16 protein-coding genes are annotated in these 17,730 nt (G+C 74.1%); 10 read left to right on the forward strand and 6 right to left on the reverse strand.

The window, feature by feature from the left end; all coding sequences use genetic code 11:
• Positions 1-108 precede the first annotated feature (108 nt).
• A complete protein-coding gene (locus tag ACFVDM_RS05950; protein WP_383633833.1) occupies positions 109-1,701 on the reverse strand; it encodes an MFS transporter in 1,593 nt (530 codons plus the stop codon).
• 222 nt (positions 1,702-1,923) lie between these two features.
• Here ACFVDM_RS05950 and ACFVDM_RS05955 point away from each other — a divergent pair, with 222 nt between their 5' ends.
• A complete protein-coding gene (locus ACFVDM_RS05955) occupies positions 1,924-2,544 on the forward strand; it encodes a TetR/AcrR family transcriptional regulator (protein ID WP_383633835.1) in 621 nt (206 codons plus the stop codon).
• Positions 2,541-3,122 carry an RNA 2',3'-cyclic phosphodiesterase gene (gene thpR, locus ACFVDM_RS05960; RefSeq protein ID WP_383633837.1) on the forward strand — a complete coding sequence of 194 codons (582 nt, stop codon included), beginning with the start codon at positions 2,541-2,543 and terminating at the stop codon, positions 3,120-3,122. Before ACFVDM_RS05955 ends, thpR begins: the two co-directional genes overlap by 4 nt.
• 89 nt (positions 3,123-3,211) lie before the next feature.
• Here the strand turns inward: thpR and ACFVDM_RS05965 are convergent, their stop codons facing one another.
• The 3 genes from ACFVDM_RS05965 to ACFVDM_RS05975 all read right to left on the reverse strand — a co-directional run bounded on the left by ACFVDM_RS05965 (position 3,212) and on the right by ACFVDM_RS05975 (position 6,134).
• Positions 3,212-4,582, reverse strand: coding sequence for an NtaA/DmoA family FMN-dependent monooxygenase (locus tag ACFVDM_RS05965; RefSeq protein WP_383633839.1), 1,371 nt, complete (start codon positions 4,580-4,582; stop codon positions 3,212-3,214).
• 5 nt (positions 4,583-4,587) lie between these two features.
• Complete coding sequence (locus ACFVDM_RS05970) at positions 4,588-5,709, reverse strand: LLM class flavin-dependent oxidoreductase (RefSeq protein WP_383633841.1); 1,122 nt, start codon at positions 5,707-5,709, stop codon at positions 4,588-4,590.
• A 284-nt stretch (positions 5,710-5,993) separates the two neighbouring features.
• A complete protein-coding gene (locus ACFVDM_RS05975) occupies positions 5,994-6,134 on the reverse strand; it encodes a putative leader peptide (protein WP_383633843.1) in 141 nt (46 codons plus the stop codon).
• A gap of 814 nt (positions 6,135-6,948) precedes the next feature.
• On the opposite strand from ACFVDM_RS05975, the gene ACFVDM_RS05980 reads away from it, so the two are divergent.
• From ACFVDM_RS05980 to ACFVDM_RS06010, 7 genes are all read left to right on the forward strand, one after another.
• Positions 6,949-8,565: an ABC transporter substrate-binding protein gene (locus ACFVDM_RS05980; RefSeq protein ID WP_383633845.1), complete on the forward strand. Its 1,617-nt coding sequence runs from the start codon at positions 6,949-6,951 to the stop codon at positions 8,563-8,565.
• The gene (locus ACFVDM_RS05985; protein WP_383634451.1) at positions 8,562-9,512 is read left to right on the forward strand and encodes an ABC transporter permease; all 951 of its coding nucleotides are present in this window, start codon (positions 8,562-8,564) and stop codon (positions 9,510-9,512) included. The genes ACFVDM_RS05980 and ACFVDM_RS05985 overlap by 4 nt, the downstream gene beginning before the upstream one ends.
• Positions 9,509-10,429, forward strand: coding sequence for an ABC transporter permease (locus ACFVDM_RS05990; protein ID WP_383633847.1), 921 nt, complete (start codon positions 9,509-9,511; stop codon positions 10,427-10,429). Before ACFVDM_RS05985 ends, ACFVDM_RS05990 begins: the two co-directional genes overlap by 4 nt.
• A complete protein-coding gene (locus ACFVDM_RS05995; RefSeq protein ID WP_383633849.1) occupies positions 10,426-12,159 on the forward strand; it encodes a dipeptide ABC transporter ATP-binding protein in 1,734 nt (577 codons plus the stop codon). The genes ACFVDM_RS05990 and ACFVDM_RS05995 overlap by 4 nt, the downstream gene beginning before the upstream one ends.
• Before the next feature lie 78 nt (positions 12,160-12,237).
• Complete coding sequence (locus tag ACFVDM_RS06000) at positions 12,238-13,581, forward strand: VWA domain-containing protein (RefSeq protein WP_383633851.1); 1,344 nt, start codon at positions 12,238-12,240, stop codon at positions 13,579-13,581.
• Positions 13,578-14,234, forward strand: a complete 657-nt coding sequence (locus ACFVDM_RS06005) for a helix-turn-helix transcriptional regulator (protein WP_383633853.1) — start codon at positions 13,578-13,580, stop codon at positions 14,232-14,234. Before ACFVDM_RS06000 ends, ACFVDM_RS06005 begins: the two co-directional genes overlap by 4 nt.
• Before the next feature lie 49 nt (positions 14,235-14,283).
• Positions 14,284-14,748, forward strand: a complete 465-nt coding sequence (locus ACFVDM_RS06010; RefSeq protein WP_383633855.1) for a DUF3291 domain-containing protein — start codon at positions 14,284-14,286, stop codon at positions 14,746-14,748.
• A gap of 84 nt (positions 14,749-14,832) precedes the next feature.
• Here ACFVDM_RS06010 and ACFVDM_RS06015 read toward each other — a convergent pair whose 3' ends face one another.
• Positions 14,833-15,282 (reverse strand): spore-associated protein, encoded by a 450-nt coding sequence (locus ACFVDM_RS06015; protein ID WP_383633857.1) that lies wholly within the window; start codon positions 15,280-15,282, stop codon positions 14,833-14,835.
• 145 nt (positions 15,283-15,427) lie between these two features.
• On the reverse strand, positions 15,428-16,711 hold the full coding sequence (locus tag ACFVDM_RS06020; RefSeq protein ID WP_383633859.1) for an amidohydrolase: 1,284 nt from the start codon (positions 16,709-16,711) through the stop codon (positions 15,428-15,430).
• A gap of 307 nt (positions 16,712-17,018) precedes the next feature.
• Here ACFVDM_RS06020 and ACFVDM_RS06025 point away from each other — a divergent pair, with 307 nt between their 5' ends.
• Entirely contained in the window at positions 17,019-17,726 is a 708-nt protein-coding gene (locus ACFVDM_RS06025; RefSeq protein ID WP_383633861.1) for a hypothetical protein, read from the forward strand.
• The last annotated feature ends 4 nt before the right edge of the window (positions 17,727-17,730 follow it).

Consider the following 17,730-nt stretch of genomic DNA (forward strand, 5'->3'; position numbering starts at 1 on the left):
CCCGCGCCGCCCCCCCACCACGCCGCCCCCGCCCCCTCCCGCCCCCCCGCCCCCCCGAAGGCCCGCCCCGGCCCGCCCTCCGCCCCGCGGGACGCCCACGCGGGCCGGTCAGTGGCTGACGACGGGGATCCGGTCCTCGTCGCGCGTGCCGTCGGCCGTCCTCGGGCCGGCGGCCGGACCGCCCTGGTGTCCGGCGCGGATCAGCGTCAGCGCGAGGGCCGCGGCGAGGACCAGGATGCCCACCGCCCACCAGGTGGCCGTGGCGTAGCCGTCCACCATGGCCCGTGCGCCGACCAGCCGTCGCGCGGCGGGTGTGGTGGCGTCCGCGGCGTGCGCGGTGAGATAGGCGGTGGTGGCGGAGGCGGCGACGGTGTTCAGGAGCGCCGTGCCGATGGCGCCGCCGACCTGCTGCGAGGTGTTGACCATGGCGGAGGCGACCCCGGCGTCACGCGGTTCGACCCCGTGGGTGGCCAGCGACATGGCCGGCATGAACGCGGTGCCCATGCCGAGTCCGAGCAGCAGCAGTCCGGGCAGGACGACACCGGCGTACGAACTGCCGATGTCCATCCGGGTGAGGAGCAGCATGCCGGTCGCCGCGACCAGGAATCCCGGCCCCATCAGCAGCCTCGGCGGCACCCGGGTCATCAGCCGGGCACCGATCTGGGTGGATCCGGTGATCATGCCGGCGACCATCGGGAGGAAGGCCAGACCGGTCCTGACCGGGGTGTAGCCCTTGACGATCTGCAGATAGTACGTGAGGAACAGGAAGGTGCCGAACATCGCGATGACGGCGAGACCGAGCGAGAGGTAGACGCCTCCGCGGCTGCGGTCGGCCAGGACGCGCAGGGGCAGCAGCGGCGCCGCGACCCGCGACTCCGTCACCAGGAACGCGGCGAGGAGCACCGCCGAGGCGACGAACAGGCCGAGCGTCAGGGGGTCGGACCAGCCGGCGGACTCGGCGCGGGTGAACCCGTAGACCAGGGAGACCAGGCCGAGGCTCGACAGCAGGACGCCCGGGATGTCGAGCGGCGAACGGTTGCGCCCGCCGGCCGGTTCGCGGATCACGAAGTACGCGCCCAGGGCGGCGACGATCGCGAAGGGGACGTTGACGAAGAACGTCCAGCGCCAGTTCAGGTACTCGGTGAGGGTGCCGCCGAGGATGAAGCCGACGGCGCCGCCGCCCCCGGCGATCGCGCCGTAGATGCCGAAGGCCTTGGCGCGTTCCCTGGCCTCGGTGAACGTCACGGCGAGCAGGGAGAGCGCGGCCGGGGCGAGAAGGGCGCCGAAGACGCCCTGGAGGGCGCGGGCGCCGAGCATCATGGCCTCGCCGTTGGCCGTTCCGCCGAGGACGGAGGCGGCGGCGAAGCCGGTCAGGCCGACGAGGAAGGCCCGCTTGCGGCCCCAGAGGTCGGCGACGCGGCCGCCGAACAGCAGCAGCCCGCCGAAGGCCAGGGCGTAGGCGGTGATGACCCACTGCCGGTTGCCGTCCGATATCCCGAGATCCTGCTGGGCGGAGGGCAGGGCGATGTTCACGATGGTGGCGTCGAGGACGACCATCAACTGGGCCAGGGCGATGAAGACCAGCGCTTTCCAGCGCCTCGGATCGGGGCCGGCGGTGGCCGCGCCGGGGCCCGGCCGGGTCTCGGCACCGGGACGGCCGCCGGTGTCGCGCCGACGGGCGGACGGAACTGATTCGGACATGGAGGTACCCACTTCTGGACTGCGTGGCGCGTCCGCGCGGCAGCGCCGGTCGGACGGCGGTGGGGCGGGCCGGACGGCCCGCGCTTCGGGCCCATCGGCCCGGGGTGTCAGGGGAGGACGGCATCGGGCCGTCCTGGTGCGGGCCCGGCTAGAATGAAACCGGAACGCCGTTCAGCAATGAGAATACGGAACATTGTTCCGGAGTGCAAAAGGAAATCCGCCATGCCTGACAGCCCCGCCGGGGAGCCGGCCGTCCGCCGCGTGCGGCCCGATGTCCAGCGCAACCTGGACGCCCTGCTGACGGCCGCCGCCGAGGTGTTCGCGACGGACGGCGTGGACGCCCCCGTACGCCGGATCACCGCACGGGCCGGGGTGGGGGCGGGGACGCTCTACCGGCACTTCCCGCAGCGCTCCGACCTGATCACGGCCGTCTTCCGCCATGAGGTCGACGCCTGCGCCGAGGCCGCCCCGGCCCTCTCGGAGCGGTACGAGCCCGTCGAGGCGCTGTCCCGCTGGCTGCACCGCTTCGCGCGGTTCGTGGCGGCCAAACGCGGCCTGAAGGCCGTTCTCCACTCGGGCGACCCCGCCTACGAGAGCCTGCCCGCCTACTTCCGGGACCGTTTCGTCCCGGTGGTGACGGACCTGGTCGAGGCCGCCGCCGGTTCGGGCGGCATCCGTGCGGACGTCCGGCCCTTCGATCTGCTGCGCGCGGTCGGTGATCTGCTCGCCCCCGACGACGAGGCGTACACCGACCGCATGATCACCCTGCTCGTCGACGGGCTGCGGTACGGGGCGGACGCGTCGCCCGCCGCGGCGCGCGGCACGACGGACGTCGCCGGGTGAGCGACGCGCCCCCTCCCGCGCGGCTCCGCGTGTTCGTCGCCCTCGCCCCTCCCGACCCGGCGAAGGAGGAACTGGTCCGGCGGCTCCACACCGCGTACGAGGCCCACCCGCGCCTGCGCTGGAACCGGGTCGAGGACTGGCACCTCACGCTGGCCTTCCTCGGCGAGGTGCCGGCCGAACTGGTCCCGCGGCTGTGCGCGCCCCTCGCCCGGGTCGCCGGCGTCCACCGGCCGCCCCGGCTGGCGCTGCGCGGCAGCGGGACCTTCGACGACCGGGTGCTGTGGAGCGGTGTCGACGGGGAGCTGGACGCACTGCACCGGCTCGCCGGTGCCGTGCGCTCCGTGGTCCGGGAATGCGGCGTCCCGGGCGGGGACCGGGTGCTGCGCCCCCATCTGACGCTGGCGCGCGCCCGGCGCGGCGATCTCTCCTCGGTGGGCGCGGTCGCGGCGGACCTCGCCGGGTTCTCCGGCCGCGCCTGGGACGCCGGGCGTCTCCACCTCGTCGGCAGCAACGACCCGCGCGGCCCCGGACCGGTCCGCTACCGCGACATCGTCTCCTGGCCCCTGGGGTCTGTCTGACGACGCCCGGTAGACGGGAATGGTCAGACGGACCCCAGCCCCGGCGGCCGGGCCCCCGGACCTCCCCCAGCCGCCGCCCCCGACCCCCCTCAGGCCGTGACCGGCGGCAGGTCGAGGTGGTCGCGCAGGGTGGTGCCCTCGTACGCGGTGCGGTAGACGCCCCGTTCCTGGAGTTCGGGGACGAGCCGGTCGACGATGTCCGTCACCGAGGCGGGCAGCAGGTGCGGAAGGATGTTGAAACCGTCGACGGCACGGGTGCGGACGTAGTGGGCCCAGGTGTCGGCGACCGATGACGGGGTGCCGACGAACGACGCGTGTCCGGCCGACACCTCGCGTACCAGCTCGGTGATCGACAGGCCTCGTTCGGCGGCGTGTTCGCGCCACTTCCGGATGAGGGCGGCCTTGCCGCTGCGCAGTTCGATCGCCAGCGTGCCGCGGGACGGGTCGAGTTCCCCCGCGTCGGGTTCGATGTCGGGCAGCGGGCCGTCGGGGTCGTAGCCGGACAGGTCGGTCCCCCAGTACTGCTCCAGATACGCCAGCGCGCGCACCCCGTTGACCTGCTCGTTCCGCACCCAGCGCGCCTTCTCCTCGGCCTCGGCGGCCGTGTCGCCGAGCACGACGCTCGTGCCCGGGAGGATGCGCAACGCGTCCGGTGAGCGGCCGTACCGGGCCAGGCGCAGACGCAGGTCCTCCGCGTAGGCGACGGCCTTGTCGTAGGCGGTGTGGGAGGAGAACACCACGTCCGCGTGGCGTGCCGCCAGCTCCCGGCCGCCGTCCGAGTCCCCCGCCTGGAAGAGCACGGGCCGGCCCTGACGGCTGCCGGGGACGGTCGCGGTGGCGCGCAGCCGTACGAGGTCGTCGTCGTGTGCGACGGAACGGACGGCGCCCGGCGCGGACCAGGCGCCGGCCCGCCCGTCGGTGGCCACCGCGTCGGGGTCCCAGGACGCCCACAACTCCTTCGCCACCTCGACGAAGCGGGTGGCGCGGTCGTAGCGCCGCTCGTGTTCCAGCCAGCCGCCGTGCCGGAAGTTGGCTCCGGTCCAGGCGTTGTCCGTGGTGACGATGTTCCAGCCGGCCCGGCCCTCGGAGAGCAGATCGAGCGAGGCGAGGCGGCGGGCCAGGTCGGCGGGGTAGTTGTAGGTGGTGTTCTGCGTCGCCACCAGACCGATCCGCTCGGTGACGGCGGCGAGCGCGGACAGTTGCGTGACGGCGTCGGGGCGGCCGGCGACGTCCAGGTCGAAGACGCGCCCGCGGTTCTCCCGTACGCGCAGCCCCTCGCCGAGGAAGAACGCGTCGAACAGGCCGCGTTCCAGGGTCCGCGCGATGTCGACGAAGGTCTCGACGGCCGTGTGCGAGGGCGTGCTCGGGTCGGTCCAGATCAGCTGCGGGCCGACTCCGGTGTAGAACACGCCGAGGTGGAGCCGGGGCCGGGGGTCCGCCTGGGTGCGGGTCGTGGTCATGGCGTTCACCTCAGTGTCCGCGCCGCGGTGGCGGCGAAGCGGTTGGCGGGGCGGGGCAGGCCGAGCGTGTCGCGCAGGGTGGCGCCGGGCACCGGCGGGCGGTGCAGGCCGGCGGCGGCCAGCGCGGGCACGACGTGTGCGGCCAGCAGGGGCAGGTCCGTGGCGAGGACGGCGGGGTGCAGTCGTACGCCGTCGACCGGGCCCGCGAGCGCGCGCACCAGATCGACCAGGCCGTCGGTGGAACCGATGTGCCGCAGGCGTCCGGTCGTCCCCCAGGGGGCGTCCTCCTCCAGGGCGGCGAGGCGGTCCCGGGCGGGCACACCGTCCGCGTCGAGCACGACCTCCACCTCCGCGAGGACCAGGGGCGCGCCCGCCTCCCGGGCGTCCGCCGCCCGCACCGCGACCGAGGCGGGATCGGGACGGCCGACCAGGACGACGTCGGCGCGGTCGTCGGCGCCGAGCCCGTCCGGGACCAGGACCACGATCTGCCCCTGCGGCGGGCGCGGCGTGATCAGCGGCCCCTTGACCGTGAACGACGCGCCCACGAAGTCGACGGGGTGCACGCGGTCCGCGTCCAGGAAGCGCCCGGTGGCGATGTCCTTGATGACGGCGTCGTCCTCCCAGGAGTCCCACAGGGCACGGGCGGCATCGATGACATCGGTGATCTCCCGGTGCAGTTCTCCCGGGGACCGCACGGGTGTCCCGACCGTGGCCTGGGCCTGCGCCCCGGACGCGGCACCGACCAGCCAGCCGGCCCGGCCGCCCGAGGCGTGGTCCAGGCTCGCCAGCTGCGTGGCCAGATGGAACGGTTCGGTCGTCGTGACGTGCAGGGTGGGGACGAGGCCGATGCGGTCCGTGAGACGTGAGACGTACGCGGCGCGTGTCCCCGCCTCCACCCGGCCCGCCGGGCCGGGGCCGGTACCGGGCGGCAGGGGCGAGTCGTCGAAGGTGACCAGGGCGAAGCCGGCGTCCTCGGCCGCCGCGACGACCTGACGGAGCGCCCGGGGCGTCAGCACCTCGCCCGGAGGCCGGCCCGCGTGGCGCCAGGCGGCGGGGTGGGCGCCGTCGCCGTCCACCTCGACGGCGAGGAGCGGACCGCCGGGGCGGGCGGCGTCGAATCGGGTCATGGAGCAGCCTCCGGAAGGGGTTTCGGCGGGGTGGGACGGGGGCGGGCCCCGTCGGCGCGGCGTACGGGGGCGAGCAGTCGGCACCGCCCGCACCGGTCACGGACGCACGGGCGCACGGCGGGGGCGGACGGGTGGGGCAACGGCGGGGCCGGGCAGGCGGGACTTTCACAACACGCCCGAAGCCGGACGCCGGAGGCGCCGTCGCGCGGCAGCCGGATCGCACGCACCGGTCACGGCGGAGAGGGCGCGCGGGCCGCTTCAGCGGGCCCGGGAATCCTCTCGGATCAGTGGCCCGCGGGGTCCGTCGGACACAGCGCGCTGCTCACCCGCAGGAGGTCGACGTGGCGTCGGACGACGCGCAGATCGAAGGTCCTGCCGTGGCGGGGCGCACGGCCTGCGCGCTCGCCCAGCGGTCGCGTCCGCATGTCCGTCACCTCGCAGCCTCCGCCCGTCCGGCCCCGCGGTCGTCCCGCGGGTGCCGGGTGATGGCCGGTCACGTTAGCCGCTGACGCGGGGCGGGACAATGCCGGTTCCGGCCGCCGGCGCCCCCGCACCCGCTGCGGCGGGGCCGGATCCGGGCGCCCGGGCCGGATTTCTTCACACAGGTGTAACGAGTGGCCGTCACCTGGGCCGGGGCGTGCGGGCACCGCCGCCGTGCGGGGCGCACGCGGGCCCGCGAGTGGGGCTCCCCGGGCGCGCACGCCGCTCCCCCGCAGCGCCCACGGGGTGTCCGGCGCCTGCGTCCTCGCAGGTCGCGAGGGGGTGGCACGGTTCGCCCGCCGTGTGTGCGGGACCGCGTCCGGGCCGTTCGCGCGCGGATCCCGCGCGAACGGCCCGCGCCCCCAAGCACCGCTTCTCAGACGGGTGTTCGGGCTGGTACGTTGCCCGGCATCGCCCCCCTCGGACGAGGCCTCCCTGCCGGAAAGGACCGCGCCGCCCATGCCGTACCAGCCGCTCGCCCCGGGGGTAACCGCCCCGGACGGTGTCGCCGGTACGCGCCCGGACGGCGTCCCGGCCGAGCGGCCCGCGCCCCACCGCAACGGGCCCGGGCGTCGTTTCACGCTCCGGCGCCACATCGATCTGCACCGCGTCTCCAGCGCCATCTGTCGGGCCTGACGTCTCCTCACCGCCCGGCCTCCCGGCCCCGGCCACCGCCCCGCCCCGGCCGCGCACGCCCGTCGTGCGCGCCGGTGGCCGCGGTGCCCGGCCGCCTCCCTCCCAGCAGCTGGAGAACCACTCATGTCCGGTCCACGCCGCCGGTTCCGCCGTACGCTCGCACCCCTCGCCGCAGCCACCGTCCTCGTTCTCGCGGCCGGCGCCTGCTCCCCGTCCGGCGCCGGGCCCGCGGGCACCTCGACCCCGCGCTCCGGCGGGCACCTCACCTTCGCCCTGGCCTCCGATCCGATGTGCGTCGACCCGCAGCAGGCCGGCAACAACGACGCGATCTACCCCGCCCGTCAGCTCGTCGACTCGCTCACCGACCAGGACCCGGAGACCGGGCGGATCGTGCCGTGGCTGGCGACGTCCTGGCAGGTCAGCAAGGACTCCACGACGTTCACGTTCGTCCTGAGGAAGGACGCGACGTTCAGCGACGGCACGCCCGTCGACGCACGGGCCGTGAAGGACAACTTCGACGGGATCGTGAGACTCGGCGCGAAGGCCGTCCTCGGGAGCAGCTACCTCGCCGGGTACCGGAGCACCACGGTCGTCGACCCGTACACCGCCAAGGTGGTCTTCGACGCCCCCAACGCCCAGTTCCTCCAGGCGACTTCGACGTTCACCCTCGGTCTGCTCGCCCGCTCCACGCTCGCCCTGCCCGCCGAGAAGCGGTGCACCGGCCGTCTCGTCGGATCCGGTCCGTTCACGCTCGCCGGCTACACGCCGAACCGGTCCGTCGAGGAGCGCCGCCGCGCGGACTACGCGTGGGGCTCCTCGCGGTGGACCCACAAGGGCGCCGCCCGGCTGGACCGGCTGACGTTCACCGTCGTCCCCGAGTCCGGGATACGCACCGGAAGCCTCCAGTCCGGCCAGGTCGACGCCATCGGCGGGGTCGCGCCGCAGGACGAGGCCGGGCTGAAGGCGGCCGGGTTCACGCTGAAGAGCCGCGCCAACCCCGGCCTTCCCTTCGCGCTGACGGCGAACGTCGCCCGGCCGGCCACCCGGGACATCCGGGTCCGCCGGGCCGTCCAGAAGATCATCGACCGCCGCGAGATCGTCGACACCGTGCTGAGCGGCAGCTACAAGCCCGCCACCAGCGCCCTCGCGAGCACCACCGACGGGTACCGGAACCTGAACGCCCGGCTCGGCCACGATCCGGCGGGCGCGGCACAGCTCCTCGACGCGGCCGGCTGGCGCCCCGGACCCGACGGAATCCGCGTCAAGGACGGCAGGAAGCTGTCGCTGAAGGTCATCTGGGGGGCCAACTTCGGCCCCAACCAGACGGCGCTGGAACTCATCCAGCAGCAGCTGCGGAAGGCCGGCATCGCCGTCACCCTGCGGTCCGCGACGATCGGGGAGTTCCTGACGCTGCGGCAGAAGGGCGACTACGACTTCTCCTGGGGCAACACGACGCGCGTGGACCCCGACATCCTGCGGACCGGATTCTCCAGCAAGCTGCTCAACACCGGCCATCTCTCCGACCGTGAACTCGACGGCGTCCTGGACCGGGAGGCGTCCACGAGCGATCCGGAGGCGCGTGCCGCGCACGTGGCCCGCGCCCAGGAGATCGTGCTGGACCGGGCCTACCAGATCCCGGTGTTCGAGCTGACCACGGTGCTCGGTCTCTCGCCGAAGGTGCACGGTCTGGACTTCGAGGCGTCCTCGCGGCTCCAGTTCCACGGGACGTGGCTGTCATGACGCGCTATCTCGCCGGACGGCTCCTCCAGGCGGTGTTCGTCCTCTGGGCGGCGTTCACCCTTTCCTTCGCCGTGCTGTACCTGCTGCCCGGGGATCCGGTCTCCATCATGGCGGCGGGGGGCGGCGACACCAACACCGTCCCGCCGGAGCAGCTCGCCGAGCTGAAGCAGGCGTACGGACTCGACAAGCCGGTTCTCGCACAGTACGGCGACCGGCTCCTGGACGCGGTGCGGGGGGACTTCGGGACCTCGGTACAGACCGGGGAGAGCGTGCGGCACATGATCGCCGCGGCGCTGCCGGCCACCCTGCAGCTGACGTCCGGGGCGCTGCTGCTGGCGCTGGTGATCGGGGCGGGCATCGCACTGCTCGGCACGTACACGCGGTGGCGCCCGCTGCGGCAGCTCCTGCTGTCGCTGCCCGCGCTGGGGGTGTCCGCGCCTACGTTCCTGGTCGGTCTGGTGCTGGTGCAGATCGTGTCGTTCCGCTGGCGGCTGCTGCCGGCCGTCGGGAACGAGGGCTTCGACAGCCTGGTCCTTCCGGTGATCACCCTGGCGCTGCCCACCGGCGCGGTGCTCGCGCAGGTCTTCGCCAAGAGCCTGCGGACCACGCTGGAGGAGCCCTACGTGGAGACGGCACTGGCCAAGGGGGCGAGCCGGGCGCGGGTGCACTTCCGGCACGCGGCGCGCAACGCCGCGATCCCGCCGCTGACGGTCGTGGGGGTGCTCGTGGGCAATCTGCTGGCGGGATCGGTGGTGGTGGAGACGGTGTTCTCCCGGACCGGGGTGGGGCGCATCACCGCCACGGCGGTGGGTTCCCAGGACATCCCCGTGGTCCAGGGGCTCGTGGTGTTCGGGGCGCTCGTCTTCGTCCTGGCGAACCTGGCGGTCGATCTGGTGTATCCGCTGATCGACCCCCGGATCACGACGACGGCGGCGGTGGCCCGGTGACCGGGGTGGCGGTGGGCGCGCTCGACGGCCGGGACCCCGGCCCGCGCACACCCGACCCGCGCGAGGTCGTCCGGGACGGGGCCGGTGCGCGGGCGAGGCGGCTGGGCGGCTTCCTGCTGCGCCGCCCGGGACTGGTCCTGTCGGTGCTGCTGCTGGCGCTGGTGCTGGTGGCGGCGTTCCTGCCGGGCCTGTTCACCTCGCAGGATCCGCTGGCAGGTGTCCCCCGCGAACGGCTCGGGGCGCCGGGGGCCGAGCACCTCTTCGGTACCGACCAGCTGGGCCGGGATCTCTTCGCGCGGGTGGTGCACGGGGCGGGGCTGTCGCTGCGGGCCACGGTGCTGGCCGTCGCGGTGGGGCTCGTCGGGGGCTCGGCCGTCGGACTGCTCGCCGGATATCTCGGCGGCTGGGCCGACGCCGCGCTGATGCGGGTCGCCGACGTGCTGCTCGCGGTCCCGAACCTGCTGCTGTCCATGGCGGTGGTGACGGCGCTGGGCTTCGGCACGGTGAACGTGGCGATCGCCGTCGGTCTCACGAGCGTGGCGAGCTTCGCCCGCATCATGCGCTCCGAAGTGCTGCGGGTGCGCGGGGCGGTGTACGTCGAGGCGGCCCGCTCCTCCGGCACGCGCTGGTACGCGGTACTGCTGCGGCGGGTCCTGCCGAACGCCTCGGGCCCCGTGCTCGTCTACGCGGCCGTCGACTTCGGAGCCGTCGTGCTCCAGGTCTCGGCACTGAGCTTCCTGGGGTACGGGGCGACCCCGCCCGCTCCCGAATGGGGAGCCCTGGTGTCCGGGGGCCGGGACTACCTCGCCACGGCGTGGTGGCTGACCACCCTGCCCGGACTGACCATCGCGGCCACCGTGCTGGCCGCCAACCGGATCTCGCGCGCGCTCGACGGCGAAAGCAGGCTCATCCCATGAGTGACGAACCACTGGACCCGGCGCCCGCCGCCCCGCTGCTCGACGTGCGCGGTCTGCGGGTGTCGTACCGCACGCGGGGCGGACGGGTCCCTGCCGTCCGGGACGTGGGTCTGACCGTACGGCCGGGCGAGACCGTCGCCGTGGTCGGGGAGTCGGGGTCGGGCAAGAGCACCACCGCCCACGCGCTCATCGGGCTGCTGCCGGCGGGTGGTGTGCTGGAGTCCGGCGAGATCCTGTTCGACGGGGTCGATCTGGCCCGGGTGCCGGACCGGGAGCTGCGGGCCCGGCGCGGCCGGGACATCGGGCTGATCCCCCAGGATCCGATGGTGTCGCTCAACCCGGTGCAGCGCATCGGCCCCCAGGTCGCGGAGGTCCTGCGGATCCACGGCCTGGCCGGCCGGGAGGAGGCGGCCGAGCGGGCCGTGGAGATCCTGGGGCACGCGGGACTCCCGGAGCCCCGGGTGCGGGCCCGGCAGTATCCGCACGAGCTGTCGGGCGGGATGCGGCAGCGGGTGCTCATCGCCGTCGCCGTGGCGGCCCGGCCCCGGCTGGTCGTCGCGGACGAGCCGACGAGCGCCCTGGACGTCACCGTGCAGCGGCGGATCCTGGACCACATCGAGGCGCTGACCCAGGAATCGGGCAGCGCCGTCCTGCTGATCACCCACGATCTGGGCGTCGCGGCCGACCGGGCGCGGCGGATCGTGGTGATGTCCGGGGGCGAGGTCGTCGAGGCGGGCGACACCGAACAGGTGCTGGGTGATCCGCGCCATCCGTACACCCGGCGGCTGCTCGCCGCCGCCCCCGGCCTCGCGGGCGGCCGTCTGGTCGTGGACCGCCGGGCGTCCGGGGCGGGCAGGAGCACGCGGCCCGCCGCGCGGACCGTGGAGCGGACGGCCCCGGCCGCCGGGGGCGCGGCCGGGCCGGGTGGCGGGGATCTCGTCCGGGTCGAGGACCTGGTGAAGGACTTTCCGCTGCCCCGCCGGGCGGGCGGTGCGCGGACGCTGCGGGCCGTCGACCGGGTCGGCTTCACCCTCGGGCGCGGGGAGACCTTCGCCCTGGTCGGGGAGTCGGGGTCCGGGAAGTCGACCACCGCGCGCATGGTGGTGCGGCTGGCGGATCCCACCTCCGGCCGGGTCGTCTTCGACGGGGAGGACATCACCCGGCTGCGGGGCGGTGCGCTGCGGCGGCTGCGGCGCCGTATGCAGATCGTCTACCAGAGTCCTTACGCCTCGCTGGATCCCCGCCCCCCGGTCGCGGAGATCGTCGCGGAGCCGCTGCGGGCGTTCGGTGTGGGCAGCCGCAAGGAGCGGGCGCGCAGGGTCGCCGAGCTGCTGGACCGGGTGGCGCTGCCGTCCTCGGTGCTGCGGCGCAGACCGACGGAGCTGTCCGGGGGGCAGCGGCAGCGGGTGGCGATCGCCCGCGCGCTGGCGCTGGAACCCGATCTGGTGGTCTGCGACGAGCCGGTGTCGGCGCTGGACGTGTCGGCGCAGGCGCAGATCCTGGAGCTGCTCGTCGACCTCCAGCGCGATCTGGGGCTGAGCTATCTCTTCATCTCGCACGATCTGGCCGTGGTGCGCCAGATAGCCGACCGGGTGGCGGTGATGCGGCACGGACGCCTGGTCGAGACGGGGACGACGGACGCCCTGTTCGCCGCACCGTCCGATCAGTACACCGCAGAGCTGCTGGCCGCCGTTCCGGGGTCACGGCGCACCACGGCACCGGTCGGGTGAGCCGCGGCGGCTGCCACCGCTGCCCGGTCCCCCGGGCCGGGCGGGCCGGTGCGGGCGGCCGCGAGGCAGACTGTCCGGGTGACGACGTTGAGCAAGGGTGCCAATATGCCCGTTCCGGTCCCGGCCGTCCGAGCCGTCCTCGGCTGGTCGCCCGGTCCGGGCGTGCCGGACGTCGACGCCTCCGCGCTGCTGCTGGACGCCGGCGGCCGGGTGCGCTCGGACGCCGACTTCATCTTCTACAACCAGCCCCGGCATCCGTCCGGTGCCGTACGGCACCTCGGCAAGGCCGCGGGGACGGACACGCTGGAGGTCGGACTGGCGTCGCTCGGCCCGGACATCGACCGGGTGGCCCTCTGCGCCTCGGCGGACGGCGGGGCGTTCGGCCGCGTCCCGGGCCTGCATCTGCGGCTGCTCGACGCCGCGTCCGGTGCCGAGCTGGCGCGCTTCGACATGACGGCCGGCGACGAGACCGCGTATGTGACCGGGGAGCTCTACCGGCGTGCCGGGGCCTGGAAGTTCCGTGCGGTCGGCCAGGGGTACGCGACCGGGCTGGCCGGACTCGCGACCGATTTCGGGATCACGGTCGACGAGGAGCCGCCCGTCTCCCCCCCGGCCGCCGCGTCTCCGCCGCCCGCGCCCGTGCGGGCCGCCCGTCCGGTCCGGGGCGAGGAGCGGCTGCCGGTCGACATGCGCAAGCGGCTGTCGCTGCGCAAGGAGCAGGTGGCGGTCAGTCTGACGAAGCACGGGCTTTCGGATCTCGTCGCGCGGGTGATCCTGGTCCTCGACGCCTCGGGCTCGATGGGCGGCCTCTACCGTCGCGGCACGGTGGCGCGGGTCGCGGAGCGCATGGCGGCCGTGGCCGCGCAGCTCGACGACGACGGCACGATGCAGGCCTGGACGTTCGCCAGCAATCCCGCGCGTCTCCCCGACCTCGTCATCGGTGAGCTGCCCGAATGGCTCGCCCTGCATGTGCGGGTGGGACAGAGCCCGCCCCTGTTCGGGCGGACCAGGCCGCCAGGAAACCTCCTGCCAGGACAGATCGACATGCGGACCGTCGGCATCCAGAACGAGGAGCAGAAGGTCATCGCCGAGGTCCGCGCCTATGTGCGCGCGCACCCGGTGCCGGCGCCGACCCTGGTCCTGTTCTTCTCCGACGGGGGCGTGCACCGCGACCGGGAGATCGAGCGGGAGCTGCGGGCCGCCGTGGAGGAGCCGGTGTTCTGGCAGTTCATCGGGCTCGGCCGCGGACGGTACGGGGTGCTGGAGCGCTTCGACACCCTGCCCGGACGGCGCGTGGACAACGTGGGCTTCTTCACCGCCGACGACATCGAGAAGCTGCCGGACCCGGAGCTCTACGACCGGCTGCTGTCGGAGTTCCCGTCGTGGCTGAGGGCTGCCCGGCAGCTGGGCATCCTGTCGTGAGCGGCGAGGACGCCGCCCTCGACGCGGTGCTCGCGCTGGGCGACCCGGTGCGGCGCGGGCTGTACCGGTACGTCGTCGGCGCGGCCGGCGACGTGGGGCGGGACGCCGCGGCCGAGGCCGTCGGGATCTCCCGTTCGCTGGCCGCGTTCCACCTGGACAAGCTGGCCGACGCCGGGCTGCTCGACGTCACGTTCCGCAGGGCGGCGGGGCGCGCCGGGCCGGGCGCCGGGCGTCCGGCGAAGCTGTACCGCAGGGCCGAGGCCGAGCACGCGGTGTCCGTACCGCCCCGCGCGTACGACGCGGCGGGCGCGCTCCTGGCGGAGGTGGTGGAACGGGCCGGGCTCGACGGGGAGTTGCAGGCTTCGGCGCGTGCCGCCTGGCGCGCCGAGGGTGCCGTGTCAGAGGCGGCCGATCCCGTGGAGGCGCTGCGCGAGCGCGGGTACGAGCCGTACTGGGACGGTTCGACGCTGCGGCTGAACAACTGCCCCTTCCACGCCCTGACGGACCGTTTCCCGGCGCTCGTCTGCGGGATGAACCTGGCCGGGATCCAGGGGCTGCTCGACGGGCTGCCGGGTGGGCGGGGCTGGCGGGCCGCGATGGATCCGCATCCCCGCGGGTGCTGTGTCGCGCTGGAGCGCACCGACGATTCCTAAAAACAACATTCATTGACTTTAGAAAGTTCACGCGGGCATGCTGGGCCGCGTGAACGACTTCCACCTTGCCCAAGTCAATGTCGGGCGCATCCTCGCCCCGCTCGACAGCCCCCGGCTGGCCGACTTCGTCGCCCGGCTGCCCGCCATCAACGCCGTCGCCGAGGGGACGCCGGGCTTCGTCTGGCGCATGGTCGACGACGACGGTGCCGACGCCACGCAACTGCGCCCCTCCGACGATCCGATGCTGCTGATCAACTGCTCGGTCTGGGAATCGGTCGAGGCGCTGCGGCAGTTCACCTACCGCAGCGAGCATCTGGAGCTGCTGGCGCGCCGCCGTGAGTGGTTCGAGCGTCTGGCCGATTTCCACCAGGCGCTCTGGTGGGTGCCCGCCGGCCACCGCCCGAGCGTGGCCGAGGCGATGGACCGCGTGGCCCTGATACGCGAGGCCGGCGAAGGGCCGGAGGCCTTCACCTTCCGGAACCCGCACCCGCCGCCGGGCGCGCCGGCGGCATGAGGAGCACGGGGCACCACACGGTGCGGCGGCCCGCCCGGACCCGATGTCACGGGTCCGGCGGGCCGCCGCTCGCGAACCGGCCGGTCAGCGGACTTCGGTGACGCGGTGTTCCCTGCGCGAGGCGCAGTTGGAGTTGTCCACGGAGACGTAGACGTTGGCGATGTTCCCGCCCCAGCTCACACAGTGGCCCTTGCCGTAGACGTAGGCCGGTCCGGCGTACGACGTGAAGGAACCGGAGTCGCCGGCCCACGCGTCGGTGTCGGGCACGCTGATGTACACGGACATGTCCTTCGCCGTGCCCGGGTTGGTGCGGATGGTCGCGACGCAGTTCTTCCCGTTGGCCGGGTTGTACGTCAGGTAGACCGTGCCCAGCGAGCCGACGGCGATCGAGTTCACCGTCTTGTAGGCGCTGCCGCAGACGGTCTGCGGTGTGACATTGGGCGCGGCCGTCGCGGTCGTGCCGAACGCGGCCGTGGCACTCAGCGCGAGGGCGCCGACCGCTCCGAGGGTCGCGGCGTGACGCATGATTCCCATTTTTCCCCTTTGGGTTTGAGGGAGCCGATTGTTACCACTTAGTGTGACTCGTTGTCAGTACGGATGGTTGCAACCGATACCCTCTCCATCCGGGTGATTGATGGAGTGCGGTGCTGACGGGTCGATGGGCGCGGCGCCGGGCGGGCTACTGCGGCGTCGCCGCGCCGTCCCCCACGAGGTTCACGTCGAGCCAGGACAGCGCGGCAACGACCAGGGCCTCGACCCCGGTGGTGAGCGTCGGTTCGAGCACCGGGGCGAAGTACGGGGAGTGGTTGCCCGGGAGTTCGTCGATCCGTCCCTGCGCGTAGGCGGCGAGCGTCGGTTCCGTCTCCAGCCCGCCCCAGAACCAGAAGACCGTCGGGATGCCCAGCGCCTCGCCGAAGACCCCGACGTCCTCGCTGGCGTTCACCTGGGGCATCGGGAGAATCCGCTGGGCGCCGAAGTGCGCGGCGAACGCGGCGACGGTCCGCTTCGTGGCGTCCGGGTCGCTGACGAGGGCGGGTGCGGAGGCGAACCAGGTGAAGTCCGGAGGGCTCACCGCCCCGCCGGCCCGTGCCTCGCCCTCGACGACGCGCTCGACCGCGGCCCGTACGAGGTCGCGTACGGCCGGAGTGAACGCGCGGATGTTGACGCCGAGTTCCGCGGTGTCCGGGATGATGTTGTCCTTCGTCCCGGCCTGCAGCCGGCCGACCGTCACCACGGCCGTCTCGGCCGGCGGGACCTCACGGGCGACGATCCCCTGGAGCCGGGTGACGACATGGGCCGCCATCAGCACCGGGTCGACCGCCGCCTCCGGCCGTGAGCCGTGGCCGCCCCGGCCGTGCAGGGTGATGTTCAGCGAGTCCGCGGCGGCCATCACCGGCCCGGAGCCGTAGCCGAGGAATCCGGCCGGCAGCGGTCCCACGTGCTGGCCGAGGACGACGGAGGGGACGGGGAAGCGCTCGAACAGCCCGTCGGCGACCATGTCGCGGGCGCCGGACGCCAGTTCCTCGGCGGGCTGGAACACCACGAGGAGCGTGCCGCTCCACCGGGTGCGGGCGCCGGCGAGGAGCGCGGCGGCCCCGCTCAGGCAGACGGCGTGCATGTCGTGTCCGCAGGCGTGCATGACCGGCACCTCCCGGCCCTCCCCGTCCACGGCGCGGACCGTGCTGGCGTACGGCAGTCCGGTCTTCTCCTCCACCGGGAGGGCGTCGAAGTCGGCGCGCAGCATCACCACGGGTCCGTCCCCGTTGCGCAGGACACCCACCACTCCGGTGCCGCCGACCCCCTCGGTGATCTCGTCGAACCCGGCGTCCCTCAGCCGCTGGGCCAGGAGCGCGGCCGTGCGCGTCTCCTGGAGCGACAGTTCCGGATGGCGGTGCAGATCGCGGTAGAGGTCCGCCAGGTCCTCGCGCATCGCGGCCAGCCCCGCGGTCACCGTTCCGCTCATCGTCCACGCCTTTCTCCGTACCGGCCCCGGGGCACCGTAACCCTCCGTCTCCCTGCGCGCGCGTCGGCCGACACGCTGCCCGGGGCCGCCGGGAGCGGGAACGGCAGGGGGTCGATAGCACTTTCGAGGAGAGATCGATAACCTGATCGTCCGTGAAGTGAGCCGGGTCGAGGGGTACATGAGCACGCCTGCAGGGGGATACGGACCGCCGCCACCCCTTCCTCCGCACATTCCGCCGCCCCCGTCGAGGCCTCCGAGGACGGGATCGTCCAGGTGGGAGTGGTGGGTCGGGGCCATCGCCGTCCCGGTGATCGGCATCGTGGTCACGCTGGTCGTCGGGAACGGCCAGGACCGGTCGGACCCGCCCGCCGCGGCGCCCGCGCCCGCCGCTTCCACCCCGGCGCCCGGCACCCGGACGCCCGACACGCCGGACCCCGCCGGCGAGGAGCCGGATCCCGAGGACAGCACGTCCCCGGTCGGGCTGCCCACGGGCTCGCCGACCGCGTCGCCCTCGGCGTCGGACGGCGTGGACGTGACCCCGCCCGCCGGGCGCGGAGCGGCGCGCACCGGCATGTGGGGCATCGCGCCCCAGCCCTGCACCCAGCACGAACAGCAGCTGGTGGACCTCGACGACGGGGCGAGCCGGGTCGAGCAGGAGAACGACGGCGCCGTGAAGGACCCGGCCGGGGCGGAGCTGCTCTACTGGCCCGACTCGTGCAGCGGTCTCAGCGACTACCTGCTGCGCGCCCTGCCCAACACCCGGGTGGGCATCCTGCGCGAGGACATGCCGAAGAACGCCGACACCTGCGCCGCCGCGTCCGCCACCGGCCTCGGCGCCCTCTCCCTGTCGGACGGCAACGACGCCACGGAGCGGGGCTTCGTGGAGGGCGCGGCGATCTGCTCGGTGACGGACCGGGGCGCCGTGTCCATGGCACTGATCGACCACATCGCCCGGGGCTCCACGCTGGACATGTCGGTCACCGGTCGCCTCTACGTGTGGCCGAAGGCCCCCTGACCCG

The organism is Streptomyces sp. NPDC057682 (assembly GCF_042799575.1).
In the GTDB taxonomy this organism is placed as follows: domain Bacteria; phylum Actinomycetota; class Actinomycetes; order Streptomycetales; family Streptomycetaceae; genus Streptomyces.